Genomic DNA, 15145 nt, shown 5'->3' with positions numbered 1-15145 from the left:
CCTTACGGCTCCAACCGGCCAAGGGAGAATTCCGCCAATGGCGCGGACCGCGTGACCTTGCGCACCAGATCGGCATTGAACTGGGCCTGAAGCGCAACATTCAGCTTGGCCGATTTCCCGAGCAGGCGACGCAGGTCGGCGGCCTCCCATTCCAGCACCCGCGCCCCCGGTTCCAACGAAACCGACGCACTCGCCGGGGCCCCTGTGAGAAACGCCAACTCGCCCACGAACATGGTCGTCTCGACCCGGGCCTCCCGACCGCCCTTGCCGATCCGCAGCGCCCCCTCATGCACATACCACAGCCGGTCCACCGCCGTGCCCGCACGGGTCAGGCTCAGCGGCTCCACGGCCTCGACCTCGCGCGCCGCCTTCAGCAACCTGCGGAACTGTCCCGGCGTCAGCATCGGAAACTGGCGAAACAGCGCCTCGGTTTCCTTCGACATGTAAAAGGTCGTGCGCTCCAGCACCACGACAAGGATCACCGCGATGTTCACCGTGGCGAGGATCGAATTCGCAAGGATGGCATCCCAAAGCGGAACCGAGGCGACATTGTAGTAATAAACCAGGTACAGCGCGCTCGCCGCCAACATTAAGAGCCGCAGCAGCAATTCATCCCGTGCCAGAAACCCCATGACGCCAAAGGCCAGCGCCCCATAGATCAGCCCGCTGATCCAAAGCTCACTTTGCCATTCCATCCTCTGCCCCCTCGCCGCGCGCGGGCACCATAGCCGCGCGCCGACGCCGCTGATAGGGTCTTTTTCACCACCGCAGTTTGCTCTATGGCCTGTTCTCATGAACACGTCCCCCACCCCTCCCCCGGGCGACCGCATCGCCAAGGTCATCGCCCGCGCAGGCCGCGCCAGCCGCCGCGAGGCCGAGCGCCTGATCGAGGCGGGCCGGGTCACCGTCAACGGGCAAAAGATCACCTCGCCCGCGCTCAACGTGACATCTGCGGACAAGATCGTGGTCGATGGCCGCGCCCTTGCAGCGCCCGAGCCCGCGCGCCTCTGGCTCTATCACAAGCCCGTGGGCCGCGTGACCACCACCCGTGACGAGCAGGGCCGCCCGACGATCTACGACGATCTGCCCGAAGACATGCCGCGCGTGATGAGCATCGGGCGGCTCGATCTCAATTCCGAGGGGCTGTTGCTGCTGACCAATGACGGCGAGTTGAAGCGCAAGCTGGAACTGCCCTCGACCGGCTGGCTGCGCCGCTACCGCACACGCGTCAACGGGCGGCCGACCGAGGCCACCTTCGATCCGCTGCGCAAGGGGCTGGTGGTCGAGGGCGAGAAATTCCAGCCGATGACGGTCACGCTCGACCGCCAGCAGGGGGCAAATGCCTGGGTCTCGGTGTCGATCCGCGAGGGCAAGAACCGCGAGGTGCGCCGCGCGATGGAGGCGGTGGGCCTCGTCGTCAACCGCCTGATCCGCCTGTCCTACGGACCGTTCCAGCTGGGCCAGCTCAAACCCGGCGCGGTCGAGGAGATCCGCCCCCGCGTGCTGCGCGACCAGTTGGGGATGCCGGACGAGCCCGAGCCCGACACGAAGAAGTCGCCCACAAAACCGCAGCGCAAACCGCAGCGCCGCCGCCGCTGATCCCTTCATCTTGCCAAAAGTATCCCGGGGGCGTGGGGGCAGCGCCCCCACTCCGCGCTCAGATCGTGATCGCCGTCATCACCTCGGGCTCGATCACATCGACGCCGGGCAATGCCTTGACCAGCGCCTCCGCCGATTGCTCCAGGATCGGAAAGGTCTTGTAGTGGCACGGGATCACGGTCTTGAAGTCAAAGAACCTTTTCGCCGCATAGCCTGCCCGGCGCATATCCATCGTGAAATGCCCGCCCGCACACAAGATCCCGATATCGGGCGCATGCAGGTCGTGGAACACGCCCATATCTGCCATCACGTCGGTATCGCCCGAGACATAGATCACATGCCCCTCGCCCGCGATCATGAAGCCGCATTCGCTGCCCGGCACATGCGGTCCGGCATCTGTGCCAAAGCTGGTGGAATGGGTGGCATGCACCATCGTCACCTTGACGCCCTCCAGATCGACCGTGCCGCCCTTGTTGAAGCCCACCGTCTCGATCTGCTCGGCCTGCTCCCAATGCGCCATCAGGTCAAACTGTCCGACCACCGGGATGCCAAGGGATTTGGCCAGCGGCAGCACGTCGTTGACGTGATCGAAATGCGCATGGGTCAGCAGGATATGCGTGGCCCCCCTTGTGGCCTCGTCGTGGCTGTCCTCGGGCAGCATAGGGTTGCCGTTCAGCCACGGGTCAATGAGCAGCACCTGTCCCCCTATCTCGATCCGGAAAGAGCTGTGTCCGAGCCAGATGATATTCATGTGTCGTCTCCCTGTGTTGCGATTTGACGCGACTGTAGCAAGGCTTCGGCCAGAATAAAGGGGGTGCCGGGCCCGCACCCGTCTTGCACCCATATCGCGCGGGCGCTAAACGCGAGGGCAACCGGACAAGAGGAGTGGCTCATGTCGATCGATCTGGAAACCGCGGCCAAGGTGGCCAAGCTGGCGCGCATCCGCGTGGACGAGGACGCGCTGCCTGCGCTGGCAGAGGAATTCAACACCATCCTCGGCTTTATCGAGCAATTGGGCGAGGTGGATGTCGAGGGCGTCGAGCCGATGACCTCCGTCACCCCGCAGCGCCTGAAACGCCGCGAGGACGTAGTGACCGAGGGTGACCAGCAGGACAAGATCCTCGCCAATGCGCCCGACGCGCGCGAGGGCTTCTTTGCCGTGCCGAAGGTGGTTGAATAATGACCGATCTCAACAAACTTACCATTTCTGATGCCCGCGACGCGCTGCGCAAGGGCGATGTGACCAGCGTGGAATTGACCGAGGCGTGTCTGACGGCGGTGCAGGGCGCAGGCGCGCTCAATGCCTTTGTCCATGACACACCCGATCTGGCCCGCGCACAGGCGCAGGCAGCGGATGCGCGGATCGCGCAGGGCGATGCGCCCGCGATGTGCGGCATTCCACTGGGGATCAAGGATCTCTTCTGCACGCGCGGCGTGCCCTCGCAGGCCGCGAGCCGCATTCTGGAAGGCTTTACGCCGGAATACGAATCAACCGTCACGCAGAACCTTTTCGACGCCGGTGCGGTGATGCTGGGCAAGCTCAACATGGATGAGTTCGCCATGGGCTCATCGAACGAGACCTCCTGCTACGGCAACGTCGTCAACCCGTGGCGGCGCGGCAATGACGAGGCACAGCTCACCCCCGGTGGCTCCTCCGGTGGCTCGGCCAGCGCCGTGGCGGCAGATCTCTGCCTTGCCGCGACCGGCACCGATACCGGCGGCTCGATCCGCCAGCCTGCGGCCTTCACCGGCATCACCGGCATCAAGCCCACCTACGGGCGCTGCTCGCGGTGGGGGATCGTGGCCTTTGCCTCGTCATTGGATCAGGCCGGGCCAATGACCAAGACGGTGCGCGACAGCGCGATCATGCTGGGCGCGATGTGCGGCCATGACCCCAAGGACAGCACCTCGGCGGATATCCCCGTGCCGGATTTCGAGGCGATGCTGACCGGCGACATCAAGGGCAAGGTGATCGGTATCCCCAAGGAATACCGCATGGACGGCATGCCCGACGAGATCGAGAAACTCTGGGCCGATGGCACCGCGATGCTCAAGGACGCAGGCGCCGAGATCCGCGACATTTCCCTGCCGCATACCAAATACGCCCTGCCCGCCTATTACGTGATCGCCCCTGCCGAGGCATCCTCGAACCTCGCGCGCTATGACGGCGTGCGCTATGGCCACCGGGGAAAACTGGCGCAGGGCGACGGCATCACCGAAATGTACGAGAAAACCCGCGCCGAGGGCTTCGGCCACGAGGTGCAGCGCCGCGTGATGGTCGGCACCTACGTGCTATCGGCCGGGTTCTACGACGCCTATTACAACCGCGCCCGCAAAGTCCGCACCCTGATCAAGCGCGACTTTGAGGAGGTCTTCGCCGCCGGTATCGACGCCATACTCACCCCCGCCACGCCAAGCGCGGCCTTCGGTCTGGGCGAGATGACCGATGCCGATCCGGTGCAGATGTATCTCAACGACGTCTTCACCGTGACCGTCAACCTGGCCGGTCTGCCGGGCATCGCGGTGCCTGCGGGGATCGACCGCCAAGGCCTGCCGCTCGGGCTGCAACTGATTGGCCGGCCATGGGAAGAGGGCGATCTGCTTAACACCGCCTATGCGCTGGAGCAGGCGGCAGGCTTTGTGGCCAAGCCCGCCAAATGGTGGTAAACGCCCCGACAAAAGGGCACATGGCAGGATAAAAATGATGCGGATCGCAGTTGCAGTGGTGACGATGTTGGCGCTCGGGGCCTGTGCCCCGGCGATCCCCGAAAGCGGCGCGGGCGTCGGCTTTGAGGATTACAGCGACTATCAGCGCGAGAAAGCGGCGCGCGAGGCGGCGCTTGCGGGCAATGCCCTGCCCGCGCCCGATGCGGTCTCGTCCGAGCCGCTCGACGCCACCGGGCAGGCGACCGGGGGCAGCGAGGCAGAGCGTCTCGCGGCGGAAACCGAAGCCGCGCTCGCCGCATCCAATTCCGGCGAGGCGCCGCTGCAGGCCAGCCCGTCGAACCCGCCCCCGGTGCTCAATTCCGCAGGTATTTCGCAGGAAAACGATTTCGACGCCGTCGGCTCGGAGCGCTCCATCGAGGAGGACGCCGCCCGCATCGCCCGCAACCGCGAGCAATATCAGGTCATTCAGCCCGAAGCGATCGGCGCCCGCCCCGGCGATGTCGGCCCCAATATCGTGGCCTACGCGCTGGCCAACCGCCACCCGGTGGGCACCCGGCTCTATAGTCGCGGCGGCTTCAACGCCGAAAGCAAGTTCCGCCGCAACTGCGCGCAATACCCGTCCTCGGATCAGGCACAGATCGACTTTCTGCGCCGGGGCGGGCCGGACCGTGACCGCCTCGGGCTTGATCCCGATGGCGACGGCTATGCCTGCGGCTGGGATCCGAGCCCGTTCCAGACCGCGGTCGGCGGCTGATGCGCGGCTGCGCCGACGCGCAGCTTGCGGTGATCCCCCACCCCTCACCCAATGTCGGGCCGCGCCGGAATGGTGCCACGCCCGACATGATCGTGCTGCATTACACCGCGATGACGACCCCCGAGGCGGCGCTCGACAGGCTCTGTGATGCGGGGGCCGAGGTCTCCGCACACTACCTGATCAGCGAGCGGGGCCGCATCTGGTGCATGGTCGAGGAAGAGATGCGCGCCTGGCATGCCGGGGCCGGGCAATGGGGCAATGTCAGCGACGTCAATTCCCGCTCCATCGGCATCGAGTTGGCCAATACCGGCGCGCATCCCTTTCCCGCCCCGCAAATGGCGGCGCTGGAACGGCTCATGGCGGGCATCATGCCGCGCTGGCAGATCGCGCCCGCGCGCGTCATCGCCCATTCCGACATGGCCCCCGCCCGCAAATCCGATCCGGGGCCGCGCTTTGACTGGCGCGGGCTGGCGCGGTCGGGGCTCTCGGTCTGGCCCGAGGTGCCTGCGCAGGGCCGCGTCTCGGAGGCGGAGTTCTTGCACAACGCCGAGCGCTTCGGCTATGCCTTGCGCGACGACGTAACGGCCGACGACATCCTGCGCGCCGTCCGCCTGCGCTTTCGTCCCCAGGCCACCGGGCCGCTTGACCCCGAGGATTGCGCGATGATCGCCGATCTCGCCCGTCGCTTCCCCGTTGACCGGGACGCCGCGACCGCCTAAGTCGAACCTCGCGCGGAGGGTCGGATGGCCGCGGCACCCCGCAAGGGGCGTCGAGGAAAGTCCGGACTCCACAAGACAACGGTGCCGGGTAACGCCCGGCCGGGGAAACCCGAGGGAAAGCGCCACAGAAAACAGACCGCCCGACCTTTGTGGCCGGGTAAGGGTGAAACGGTGGGGTAAGAGCCCACCGCGGGACGGGCAACCGGACCGGCACGGCAAGCCCCACCGGGAGCAATGCCAAATAGGGACCGCACGCGGGGACCGGTCGGGCAACCGAAACCGCCCGCAGGCACGTCTTGGCCCGGCGGTCCGGGTTGGCAGCTTGAGGCGCGCGGGCAACCACGCGTCCAGATGAATGGTCATCCAAGGGGGCAACCCCTGGACAGAATCCGGCTTACAGGCCCTCCGCGCACCCTTTTCATTTTCCATCCAAGGGCTACAAACGGGTCATGCCGTATGAATGGAGCACCCCGCCGCGCGGGGCAGACCGAGATATCAGCCTTTCGCTCTGGCCGCACCGGTCGCTGCCGCGCCGGGGCTTTGCCGCGTTCGTGCTGGGAACCTTCACGCTGATCACCATCCCGCTTTATCCGCTTCTGGGGACGGTGGTGCTCTGGGGGTTGTTGCCCTTCATACTGGCGGCTGTGGGCGGCATCTGGTGGGCGCTGGAGCACAGCTATCGCAGCGCGCGCGTGACCGAGGAGCTGGTCATTTCACCGGACGAGGTGCACCTGACGCGGACCAATCCGCGCGGCGACGTGCAGGAATGGGACTGCAACCGCTACTGGGCGCGGGTGCAGATGCACCCCAAGGGCGGCCCGGTCGAGCATTACATCACCCTCAAGGGCAGCGACCGCGAGGTCGAAATCGGCGCCTTCCTGTCCGAGGACGAGCGCAAGGCGCTTTATGGCGAGTTGAGCGATGCGCTACGCCCGCCCGCCCCAATGGCGGGATAGGCGCGCCGCGCTATCGTTCAGAACGCAGGCCGCAGCACATGGCCCGCGTAGATCTGCGCCAGCTTCTCCACCGCCGCTTCGGGCGGCAGTTCCTCGCTCTCGCCGGTGCGACGGCTGGTCAGTTCCACCACCCCGTTCTTGAGGCCGCGCGGACCCACCGTGATCCGCCACGGCAGACCGATCAGGTCCATCGTCGCGAACTTGCCGCCCGCGCGCTCGTCGCGGTCATCGTAAAGCGGCTCCAGCCCAAGCGCCGTGAGCGACGCATAAAGCGCCTCGCAGGCGGCATCCGCCTCACTGTCGCCCTGCTTGAGATTGACGATCCCAGCATGGAACGGCGTGACGCCCTCGGGCCAGATGATGCCCTTGTCATCATGGCTCGCCTCGATGATCGCACCCACCAGACGGCTCACCCCGATGCCGTGGCTGCCCATGTGCACCGGCACGGGCTTGCCGTCGGGGCCCTGCACCGTGGCGCCCATCGGCTCGGAATACTTGGTGCCGAAATAAAAGATCTGCCCCACCTCGATGCCCCGGCTGGAGCGGCGACGATCCTCGGGTATGGCGTTGAATTTCGCCTCGTCATGGGTCTCGTCGGTGCGGGCATAGGGCGTCGTCCACTCGGTGACGATGTCCTCACACTCGGCGCGGCTGTCGTAATCGACAACGCGCTCGCCCAGCTTCAGATCGGTGATCGCACTGTCATAGAACACCTCCGACTCGCCGGTTTCGGCCAGCACCAGAAATTCATGCGTGTCGTCGCCACCGATCGGGCCACTATCGGCGCGCATCGGAATGGCCTGAAGGCCCATCCGCTCATAGGTGCGCAGGTAGCTGACCATGTGGCGGTTATAAGCGTGCAGCGCGTCCTCTTTCGTCAGGTCGAAATTATAGCCGTCCTTCATGAAGAACTCGCGGCCGCGCATCACGCCAAAGCGCGGCCGCACCTCGTCACGGAATTTCCACTGGATATGGTAGAGCGTCAGCGGCAGATCCTTGTAACTGCCCACATGTGCGCGGAAGATGTCGGTGATCAGCTCTTCGTTGGTGGGGCCGTAGAGCATGTCGCGCCCGTGCCGGTCGGTGATGCGCAGCATCTCGGCACCGTAATCGTCATAACGTCCGCTCTCGCGCCACAAGTCCGCCGATTGCAGCGTCGGCATCAGCATCGGCACATGGCCCGCGCGCACCTGCTCTTCGTGGACGATGTTTTCCAGCTTGCGCAACACCTTGAAGCCCAAGGGCAGCCAGGAATAGATCCCGGCAGTCGCCTGCTTGATCATCCCCGCCCGCAGCATCAGGCGGTGACTGGCGATCTGCGCCTCCGAGGGCGTTTCCTTGAGGACGGGCAGAAAATATCGGCTGAGACGCATGTTAGGGCCTTCATGGGTTGGGTCCGGATCGTCGCCGGTTCTAGGCGAGATCGCAGAACGGAGCAAGCCAGCACTGCGCGCACGCGCCTTTCCCCTTGAAACCCGCCCGCCCAGAGGTGACATAGTGCGCGACGAGCAGGAGCACGCATCATGGCATTGCCGGTCAGGGAACAGGCGAAATACTGGGGCATCGCCACGGCGGTGTTCATCCTGCTGCTGTGGTTTCTGGGCAACGTGATCCTGCCCTTCGTGATCGGCGGGGCGCTGGCCTATTTCCTCGATCCCGTCGCCGACCGGCTGGAGCGGATGGGGCTGAGCCGTATGGCGGCGGTCGTGGTGATCACGCTGGTGGCCATTCTGATCTTTACCCTTGCCCTGCTGCTGGTGATCCCGACGCTGGTCAACCAGGCCATCGCCCTCTTCGAGACCGCGCCGCAACTGGCCCGCGACCTTCGGGACTTTCTGAGCACGCATGTCCCGTCGCTGTTCGATCCCGGCTCGGCCGCGCATCAGACGCTCACGTCCTTTGGCGAGACGATCCGCGACCGGGGCGGAGAGGTGTTGCAAACCGCGCTCAGCTCCGCCGCCTCGCTGCTCAACATCGTGGTGCTGCTGGTCGTGGCCCCCGTCGTGGCGGTCTATCTGCTCTATGACTGGGACCGCATGATCGCGAAGATCGACGATCTGCTGCCGCGCGATCATGCCCCGGTGATCCGCCGCCTCGCGGGCCGGATCGACGCCACGCTCGCCAGCTTCATCCGCGGCATGGGCACGGTCTGCCTGATCCTCGGCACCTATTACGCGGTGGCGCTGATGCTGGTCGGGCTGCAATTCGGCCTTGTGGTGGGGGCGCTGGCCGGGCTGGTGACCTTCATTCCCTATGTCGGTGCGATCCTCGGTGGCGCGCTGGCGCTTGGCCTCGCGCTCTTTCAGTTCTGGGGCGACTGGGTCAGCATCGGCCTTGTGGCTGCGATCTTCGTCTCCGGTCAGGTGATCGAGGGCAATTTCCTCACCCCCAAGCTGGTCGGCTCCTCGGTCGGGCTGCACCCGGTCTGGCTGATCTTCGCGCTGTCGGCCTTCGGCACGCTCTTCGGCTTTGTCGGCATGCTGGTGGCGGTGCCGGTGGCGGCCTCGCTCGGGGTGATCACCCGGTTCGTGCTCGACCAGTACAAGGACAGCCGCCTCTATCGCGGACTCGACAGCCAGGGCGACGAGTGATGGCCCAACAGCTGAGCTTCGATCTGCCCATGCGCCCGGCGCTGGGGCGCGAGGATTTCTTCGTCTCCCCCGCCAATGCCGAAGCCGTGGCGATGATCGAGGGCTGGCAGGGCTGGCCCTCGCGCAAGCTGATCCTCGCCGGCCCCGCAGGCGCGGGCAAGACCCACCTCACCCATGTCTGGGCCGCGCTTTCGGGCGCGCACATCATCGCCGCGCAGGATCTGCCCGACGCCGATATCCCCACCCTCGCCCAAGGCCCCGTCGCGGTCGAAGATGCCCATCTGATCGCCGGTGACCGCGCCGCCGAAGACGCGCTCTTTCACCTGCACAACCTGACATTGGCCGAAGGTCACACGCTGCTTGTCACCGCCCGCACCGCGCCGCACCTGTGGGGCCTGACCCTGCCCGACCTGGCCAGCCGCATGCAGGGCACGCTGCTCACCGAGCTGCGCGCGCCCGACGACGCGCTGCTCTCGGCGGTGCTGATGAAGCTCTTTGCCGACCGCCAGCTCAGCCCCAGCCCCGACACCATCCCCTATCTCGCCCGCCGCATCGAACGGTCCTTCGACGCCGCCCGTGAGACCGTCGAGGCGCTCGACCGGGCCGCGCTGGCCCAGGGTCGCGCGATCACCCGCAGCCTTGCCGCACGGGTGCTGGACAATCCCGGCGAATAGCGCCACCCTGCGTCACCCAACCGTTACATGCCAAAGCCATAAGGCCGCCATGACAAACGCAGATTTTCTCAAATCCCCCGCGCCCGAACCGGTCGACCTGCCCGATCTCGACGTCACCGGCCCCGGTCGTTTCTTCAACCGCGAACTCAGCTGGCTGGGCTTCAACTGGCGCGTTCTGGAAGAGGCGCAAAACCCCCGCGTGCCGCTGCTGGAACGGCTGCGCTTCCTGTCGATTTCCGCGACCAACCTCGACGAATTCTACAACGTGCGCGTCGCGGGCCTCCGCGAACTGGCCAAGGCGGGAAACACGACGCCCGCAGCCGACGGGCTCACCCCCGCCGAGCAACTGGTGCTGATCAACGACAACGCGCGCGGCCTGCTCGAGTCGCAGCAAGACACCTACGAGGCGTTGCGCGTCGAGATGGAGGCCGAGAACATCGCGATTCTCGATCACACCTCGCTCAGCGACGCCGACAAGGACGTGCTGGCCGACGTGTTTCTACACAAGGTCTTTCCGGTGCTCTCGCCACTGGCCATCGACCCGGCGCATCCGTTCCCGTTCATTCCCAACCTCGGCTACAGCCTGGCATTGCAGCTTGAACGCAAGTCCGACAAGCGCCCGCTGCAGGCGCTGCTGCCGATCCCGCAGCAGATCGACCGGTTCGTCGCCCTGCCCGCCCCCGAAGGCGAATTCCGCGTGCTGCCGCTCGAGGAATTGCTGCTCCTGCATCTCTCCAGCCTCTTTCCCGGCTACAGGTACAAGGGGCACTGCGCCTTCCGCGTATTGCGCGACAGCGATCTCGAGGTCGAGGACGAGGCCGAAGACCTCGTGCGCGAATTCGAGGTGGCGCTGAAACGCCGCCGCCGGGGCGAGGTTGTCCGCATGAAGATCTCCGCCGGGGCGCCAGTGGCCCTGCGCGCGGTCATCATGGAGGAATTGCACGTCATCCCCGACGAGGTCGTCGAGGTCGAGGGCATGATCGGTCTCGCCGATCTCAAGGAACTGGTGCTCGACGCCCGGCCCGACCTGCTGTGGCCCTCCTTCACGCCGCGCGTGCCCGAACGGGTGCAGGATCATGACGGCGACATGTTCGCCGCGATCCGGCAAAAGGACATGCTGCTGCACCACCCCTACGAGACCTTCGACATGGTGGTGCGCTTCCTGCAACAGGCGGCGCGCGACCCGGACGTGGTGGCGATCAAGCAGACGCTCTACCGCACCTCGCGCAACTCGCCCATCGTCGAGGCGCTGTGCGAGGCGGCCGAGGACGGCAAATCCGTCACCGCGCTGGTGGAACTCAAGGCCCGCTTCGACGAGGCCGCGAATATCCGGCAATCCCGGCGACTGGAGCGCGCGGGCGCGCATGTGGTCTACGGCTTTCTCGACCTCAAGACCCATGCCAAGATTTCCACCGTGGTCCGCCGCGAGGGCGACAACCTCGTCACCTATACCCATTACGGCACCGGCAACTATCACCCGATCACGGCGCGGATTTACACCGATCTCAGCTTTTTCACCTGCGACGCCACCCTCGGACGGGACGCCACCAAGGTCTTCAACTACCTCTCGGGCTACGCGCAGCCCGACAGCCTCGAAAACCTGGCGATCTCGCCCACCACGCTCAAACCCCGCCTGATCGACCTGATCGGCAAGGAAGCCGAGCACGCCCGCGCCGGACGTCCGGCAGCGATCTGGGCCAAGATGAATTCGCTGATCGAGCCGGATGTGATCGACGCGCTCTATGCCGCCTCCGAGGCCGGGGTCAAGATCGACCTCGTGGTGCGCGGCATCTGCGGGCTGCGCCCCGGCATCAAGGGCCTGTCCTCGAACATCCGCGTCAAATCCATTGTCGGGCGCTTTCTGGAGCATTCGCGCATCGTTTGTTACGGCAACGGCGCGGGGCTGCCCTCCAAGAAGGCGCGGGTCTTCATCTCCTCCGCCGACTGGATGGGGCGCAACCTCAACCGCCGTGTGGAAACGCTGGTCGAGATCGAAAACCCCACCGTCAAGGCACAGATCGTCAGCCAGGTGATGGCCGCCAACATGGCCGATGTCGCCCAAAGCTGGGTGATGGCACCGGACGGCACCTTTTCACGCATGGTCAAGCCCGAAGGCGAATTCGCCTTCAACTGCCACCGCTTCTTCATGGAGAACCCGTCGCTGTCGGGCCGTGGCTCGGCGGGCGCGTCGGATGTGCCGAAACTCACCCATACCGGTGATTGACCCGCGCGCGCCCCTGACGCATAGAGGGGGCGCACGAGACTGGGACGGATATGGACGGCACCAACGATCCTGCGGAACCCGATGGCGGGCCTTTCGGCCGCCCGCTCTTCGATAGCGACACAGCCCGTGCGCTCAGCCGGGTGGGCGTGGTCGATGTGGGCTCCAACTCCGTCCGCCTCGTGGTGTTTGACGGCGCGGCGCGCAGCCCGGCCTATTTCTACAACGAAAAGATCATGTGCGCCCTCGGCTCCGGCATGACTGAAACCGGGCGGCTCAACCCCGAAGGACGCAAGCGCGCGGTCGAGGCCCTGCGCCGCTTCCAGATGCTGGCCAATGGCATGGATACCGGCCCGCTGGTGACCGTGGCCACGGCAGCGGTGCGCGACGCCGAGGACGGCGCCGATTTCTGCGCCGAGGTCGAGCGCGAGACCGGCCTCAAGCTCTGGGTCATCGACGGGCGCGAAGAGGCGCGGCTTTCGGCGCAGGGCGTGCTTCTGGGCTGGCCCGGGTCCTACGGTCTGGTGTGCGATATCGGCGGCTCGTCGATGGAACTCGCGGCAATCGACGGCGGCACCGTCGGCGCGCGCATCTCCTCGCCGCTCGGGCCCTTCAAGCTGGCCGATCTCAAGGGCGGCAAGAAGGCCCGCAAGACGCACATCCAGAAGACGCTCGCCGCCATGCAGAAGGAACTCGGCGAACAGCGCAACCGGCTCTTTCTCGTCGGCGGCTCCTGGCGCGCGATTGCCAAGATCGACATGGCCCGGCGTGGCTATCCGCTGCACGTGCTGCACGAATACCGCATGCGCCCCGCCGACCTGCGCGCCACGATCAAGCATATCGAGAAAACCGATCTCGACACGCTGCGCAACGCGTCCGGCGTCTCATCAAGCCGGATCGCCCTCGTCCCACTCGCGGCCGAGGTGCTGCGCGAGGTGCTCAAGACCTTCAAGCCGCGCGACATCGCCGTCTCCAGCTACGGCATCCGCGAAGGGCTGCTCTACGAACAGATGCCGCAACTCCTGCGCGACCGCGACCCGCTGATCGAGGCTTGCCGCTTCGCCGAGCACAAGGACGCTCGCCTGCCGGGCTTCGGCAAGGTGATCTATCACTTCCTGCTGCCGCTCTTCAAATCCGCCAGCCCCGAACGCCGCCGCCTGATCCGCGCCGCCTGCCTCTTGCACGATGTCAGCTGGCGCGCCCATCCCGATTACCGCGGCGAGGTCTGTTTCGACAACGCCACCCGCGCCAACCTCGGCGGGCTCAAGCATTCCGAGCGCGTGTTCCTCGGCCTTGCCCTGCTGCACCGCTATTCCAACAAGCGCGACAACAGCCGGTTTTCCGATCTCGACAGCCTGATTTCCGAGAAGGACAAGGATGACGCCGAAATCGTCGGCAAGGCGATGCGCTTCGCCGCGATGCTCTGGCTGAAAAAGAACGCCCGCCTGGGCGAGTTGCGCTGGTTCCCCAAGAAAAAGGTGCTCGAACTGCGCCTCTCGGACGAGGCCGCCCCGCTCTACGGCGAAGTGGCGCGGTCGCGCTTCGCCGCACTTGCCTCGGCCCTGGGGGCCGAGGCCGTGGTGCGCTGAGCGCGCGCGCCCCTGCGTCACCTGCCCTCTTGCGCCGCCTCGCGCCGCCGCGTAAACCCCGCCCGGTAAAAACGGCTCAGGACAGTGCGCATGCCCGTTCTCGTGATGAAATTCGGCGGCACGTCCGTCGCCAATATCGACCGCATCCGGCGCGCCGCCAAACGCATCGGCGTCGAGGTCGCCAAGGGCTATGACGTGATCGTTATCGTCTCGGCCATGTCCGGCAAGACCAACGAGCTGGTGAACTGGGTGGGCGAAATTTCACCTCTCTATGACGCGCGCGAATACGACGCCGTGGTCAGTTCCGGCGAGAACGTGACCGCCGGGCTGATGGCGCTGACCTTGCAGGAAATGGACGTGCCCGCGCGCAGCTGGCAGGGCTGGCAAGTGCCGCTCAAGACCAACTCGTCGCATTCTTCCGCCCGGATCGAGGATATCCCGCCCGAGAACATCACCGCCAAGTTCAATGAGGGCATGCGCGTCGCCGTGGTCGCGGGCTTTCAGGGCATCAGCCCCGAGGGCCGCATCACCACGCTCGGGCGGGGCGGCTCCGACACCACCGCCGTAGCCTTTGCCGCGGCCTTCAACGCCGAGCGCTGCGACATCTACACGGATGTGGACGGCGTCTACACCACCGACCCGCGCATCGCCTCAAAGGCCCGTAAACTCGACCGGATCGCCTTCGAGGAAATGCTCGAACTGGCCTCGCTCGGGGCCAAGGTGCTGCAAACCCGCTCGGTCGAACTGGCCATGCGCTATAACGTGAAACTGCGCGTGCTCAGTAGTTTCGAGGAACAATCGGATGAGGCCGGCACGCTTGTCTGCGCCGAGGAGGAAATCATGGAATCGAACGTCGTAAGCGGCATCGCCTATTCCCGGGACGAGGCAAAGATGACCCTCGTCTCCGTGGCCGACCGGCCCGGCATCGCGGCGGCCATCTTCGGCCCACTATCCGAGGCCGGGATCAACGTGGACATGATCGTGCAGAACATCTCCGAGGAGGGCCGCACCGACATGACCTTCTCCTGCCCCACAGATCAGGTCAAACGCGCCGAAAAGGCGCTTCTGGCGGCCAAGGACTCGGGTCAGATCAACTATCATGACCTGATTGCCGACACCGACGTCGCCAAGGTCTCTGCCGTGGGCATCGGCATGCGCAGCCAGTCGGGCGTCGCTGCCAAGATGTTCAAGACGCTCAGTGATGAAGGTGTGAACATAAAGGTCATCGCAACCTCCGAGATCAAGATTTCCGTTCTGATCGACCGGAAATACATGGAACTCGCGGTTCAGGCGCTGCATGATGCCTTCGAGTTGGACAAATCGGCCTGAGTCTGCGCGCGGATAACCGGCGCACCGGGCGGGCCAGCCCTGAAAC

General features: G+C 65.7%; 14 protein-coding genes and 1 other RNA gene. 12 read left to right on the top strand and 3 right to left on the bottom strand.

Going from position 1 to position 15145, the window contains the following annotated elements; translation table 11 throughout:
• Positions 1-2: 2 nt before the first annotated feature.
• The gene (locus tag BMX04_RS04930; RefSeq protein ID WP_074785263.1) at positions 3-695 is read right to left on the bottom strand and encodes a cyclic nucleotide-binding domain-containing protein; all 693 of its coding nucleotides are present in this window, start codon (positions 693-695) and stop codon (positions 3-5) included.
• 97 nt (positions 696-792) lie between these two features.
• On the opposite strand from BMX04_RS04930, the gene BMX04_RS04925 reads away from it, so the two are divergent.
• Entirely contained in the window at positions 793-1599 is an 807-nt protein-coding gene (locus tag BMX04_RS04925; protein ID WP_050662909.1) for a pseudouridine synthase, read from the top strand.
• A 58-nt stretch (positions 1600-1657) separates the two neighbouring features.
• Here the strand turns inward: BMX04_RS04925 and BMX04_RS04920 are convergent, their stop codons facing one another.
• The gene (locus BMX04_RS04920; RefSeq protein ID WP_074785262.1) at positions 1658-2350 is read right to left on the bottom strand and encodes a metal-dependent hydrolase; all 693 of its coding nucleotides are present in this window, start codon (positions 2348-2350) and stop codon (positions 1658-1660) included.
• A gap of 141 nt (positions 2351-2491) precedes the next feature.
• Between BMX04_RS04920 and gatC the strand changes: the two genes are divergently transcribed.
• The 6 genes from gatC (at position 2492) to BMX04_RS04890 (ending at position 6695) form a co-directional block, all read left to right on the top strand.
• Positions 2492-2779: an Asp-tRNA(Asn)/Glu-tRNA(Gln) amidotransferase subunit GatC gene (gene gatC, locus BMX04_RS04915; protein ID WP_074785261.1), complete on the top strand. Its 288-nt coding sequence runs from the start codon at positions 2492-2494 to the stop codon at positions 2777-2779.
• Positions 2779-4266 (top strand): Asp-tRNA(Asn)/Glu-tRNA(Gln) amidotransferase subunit GatA, encoded by a 1488-nt coding sequence (gene gatA / locus BMX04_RS04910; protein WP_074785260.1) that lies wholly within the window; start codon positions 2779-2781, stop codon positions 4264-4266. The genes gatC and gatA overlap by 1 nt, the downstream gene beginning before the upstream one ends.
• A 37-nt stretch (positions 4267-4303) precedes the next feature.
• On the top strand, positions 4304-5020 hold the full coding sequence (locus BMX04_RS04905; protein ID WP_074785429.1) for a hypothetical protein: 717 nt from the start codon (positions 4304-4306) through the stop codon (positions 5018-5020).
• Complete coding sequence (locus BMX04_RS04900) at positions 5020-5739, top strand: N-acetylmuramoyl-L-alanine amidase (RefSeq protein ID WP_244888476.1); 720 nt, start codon at positions 5020-5022, stop codon at positions 5737-5739. Before BMX04_RS04905 ends, BMX04_RS04900 begins: the two co-directional genes overlap by 1 nt.
• Before the next feature lie 12 nt (positions 5740-5751).
• An RNA gene (gene rnpB / locus BMX04_RS04895) (RNase P RNA component class A) lies at positions 5752-6152 on the top strand.
• A gap of 36 nt (positions 6153-6188) precedes the next feature.
• On the top strand, positions 6189-6695 hold the full coding sequence (locus BMX04_RS04890; RefSeq protein WP_074785259.1) for a DUF2244 domain-containing protein: 507 nt from the start codon (positions 6189-6191) through the stop codon (positions 6693-6695).
• Positions 6696-6712: 17 nt separating this feature from the next.
• Here the strand turns inward: BMX04_RS04890 and proS are convergent, their stop codons facing one another.
• Positions 6713-8068, bottom strand: a complete 1356-nt coding sequence (gene proS / locus BMX04_RS04885; RefSeq protein WP_074785258.1) for a proline--tRNA ligase — start codon at positions 8066-8068, stop codon at positions 6713-6715.
• A 150-nt stretch (positions 8069-8218) separates the two neighbouring features.
• On the opposite strand from proS, the gene BMX04_RS04880 reads away from it, so the two are divergent.
• The 5 genes from BMX04_RS04880 (at position 8219) to BMX04_RS04860 (ending at position 15099) form a co-directional block, all read left to right on the top strand.
• On the top strand, positions 8219-9286 hold the full coding sequence (locus BMX04_RS04880; protein ID WP_074785257.1) for an AI-2E family transporter: 1068 nt from the start codon (positions 8219-8221) through the stop codon (positions 9284-9286).
• Positions 9286-9960, top strand: a complete 675-nt coding sequence (locus BMX04_RS04875) for a P-loop NTPase family protein (protein WP_074785256.1) — start codon at positions 9286-9288, stop codon at positions 9958-9960. Before BMX04_RS04880 ends, BMX04_RS04875 begins: the two co-directional genes overlap by 1 nt.
• A gap of 49 nt (positions 9961-10009) precedes the next feature.
• Positions 10010-12184, top strand: coding sequence for an RNA degradosome polyphosphate kinase (locus BMX04_RS04870; protein WP_074785255.1), 2175 nt, complete (start codon positions 10010-10012; stop codon positions 12182-12184).
• Positions 12185-12234: 50 nt separating this feature from the next.
• Positions 12235-13770 (top strand): Ppx/GppA family phosphatase, encoded by a 1536-nt coding sequence (locus BMX04_RS04865; RefSeq protein ID WP_050662919.1) that lies wholly within the window; start codon positions 12235-12237, stop codon positions 13768-13770.
• 90 nt (positions 13771-13860) lie between these two features.
• Positions 13861-15099 carry an aspartate kinase gene (locus BMX04_RS04860; protein ID WP_074785254.1) on the top strand — a complete coding sequence of 413 codons (1239 nt, stop codon included), beginning with the start codon at positions 13861-13863 and terminating at the stop codon, positions 15097-15099.
• Positions 15100-15145: the final 46 nt, after the last annotated feature.

Origin of the sequence: Roseovarius tolerans, assembly GCF_900109855.1 — a bacterium.
GTDB classification, from domain to species: domain Bacteria; phylum Pseudomonadota; class Alphaproteobacteria; order Rhodobacterales; family Rhodobacteraceae; genus Roseovarius; species Roseovarius tolerans.
This window is presented reverse-complemented; position numbering and strand designations above follow the sequence as displayed.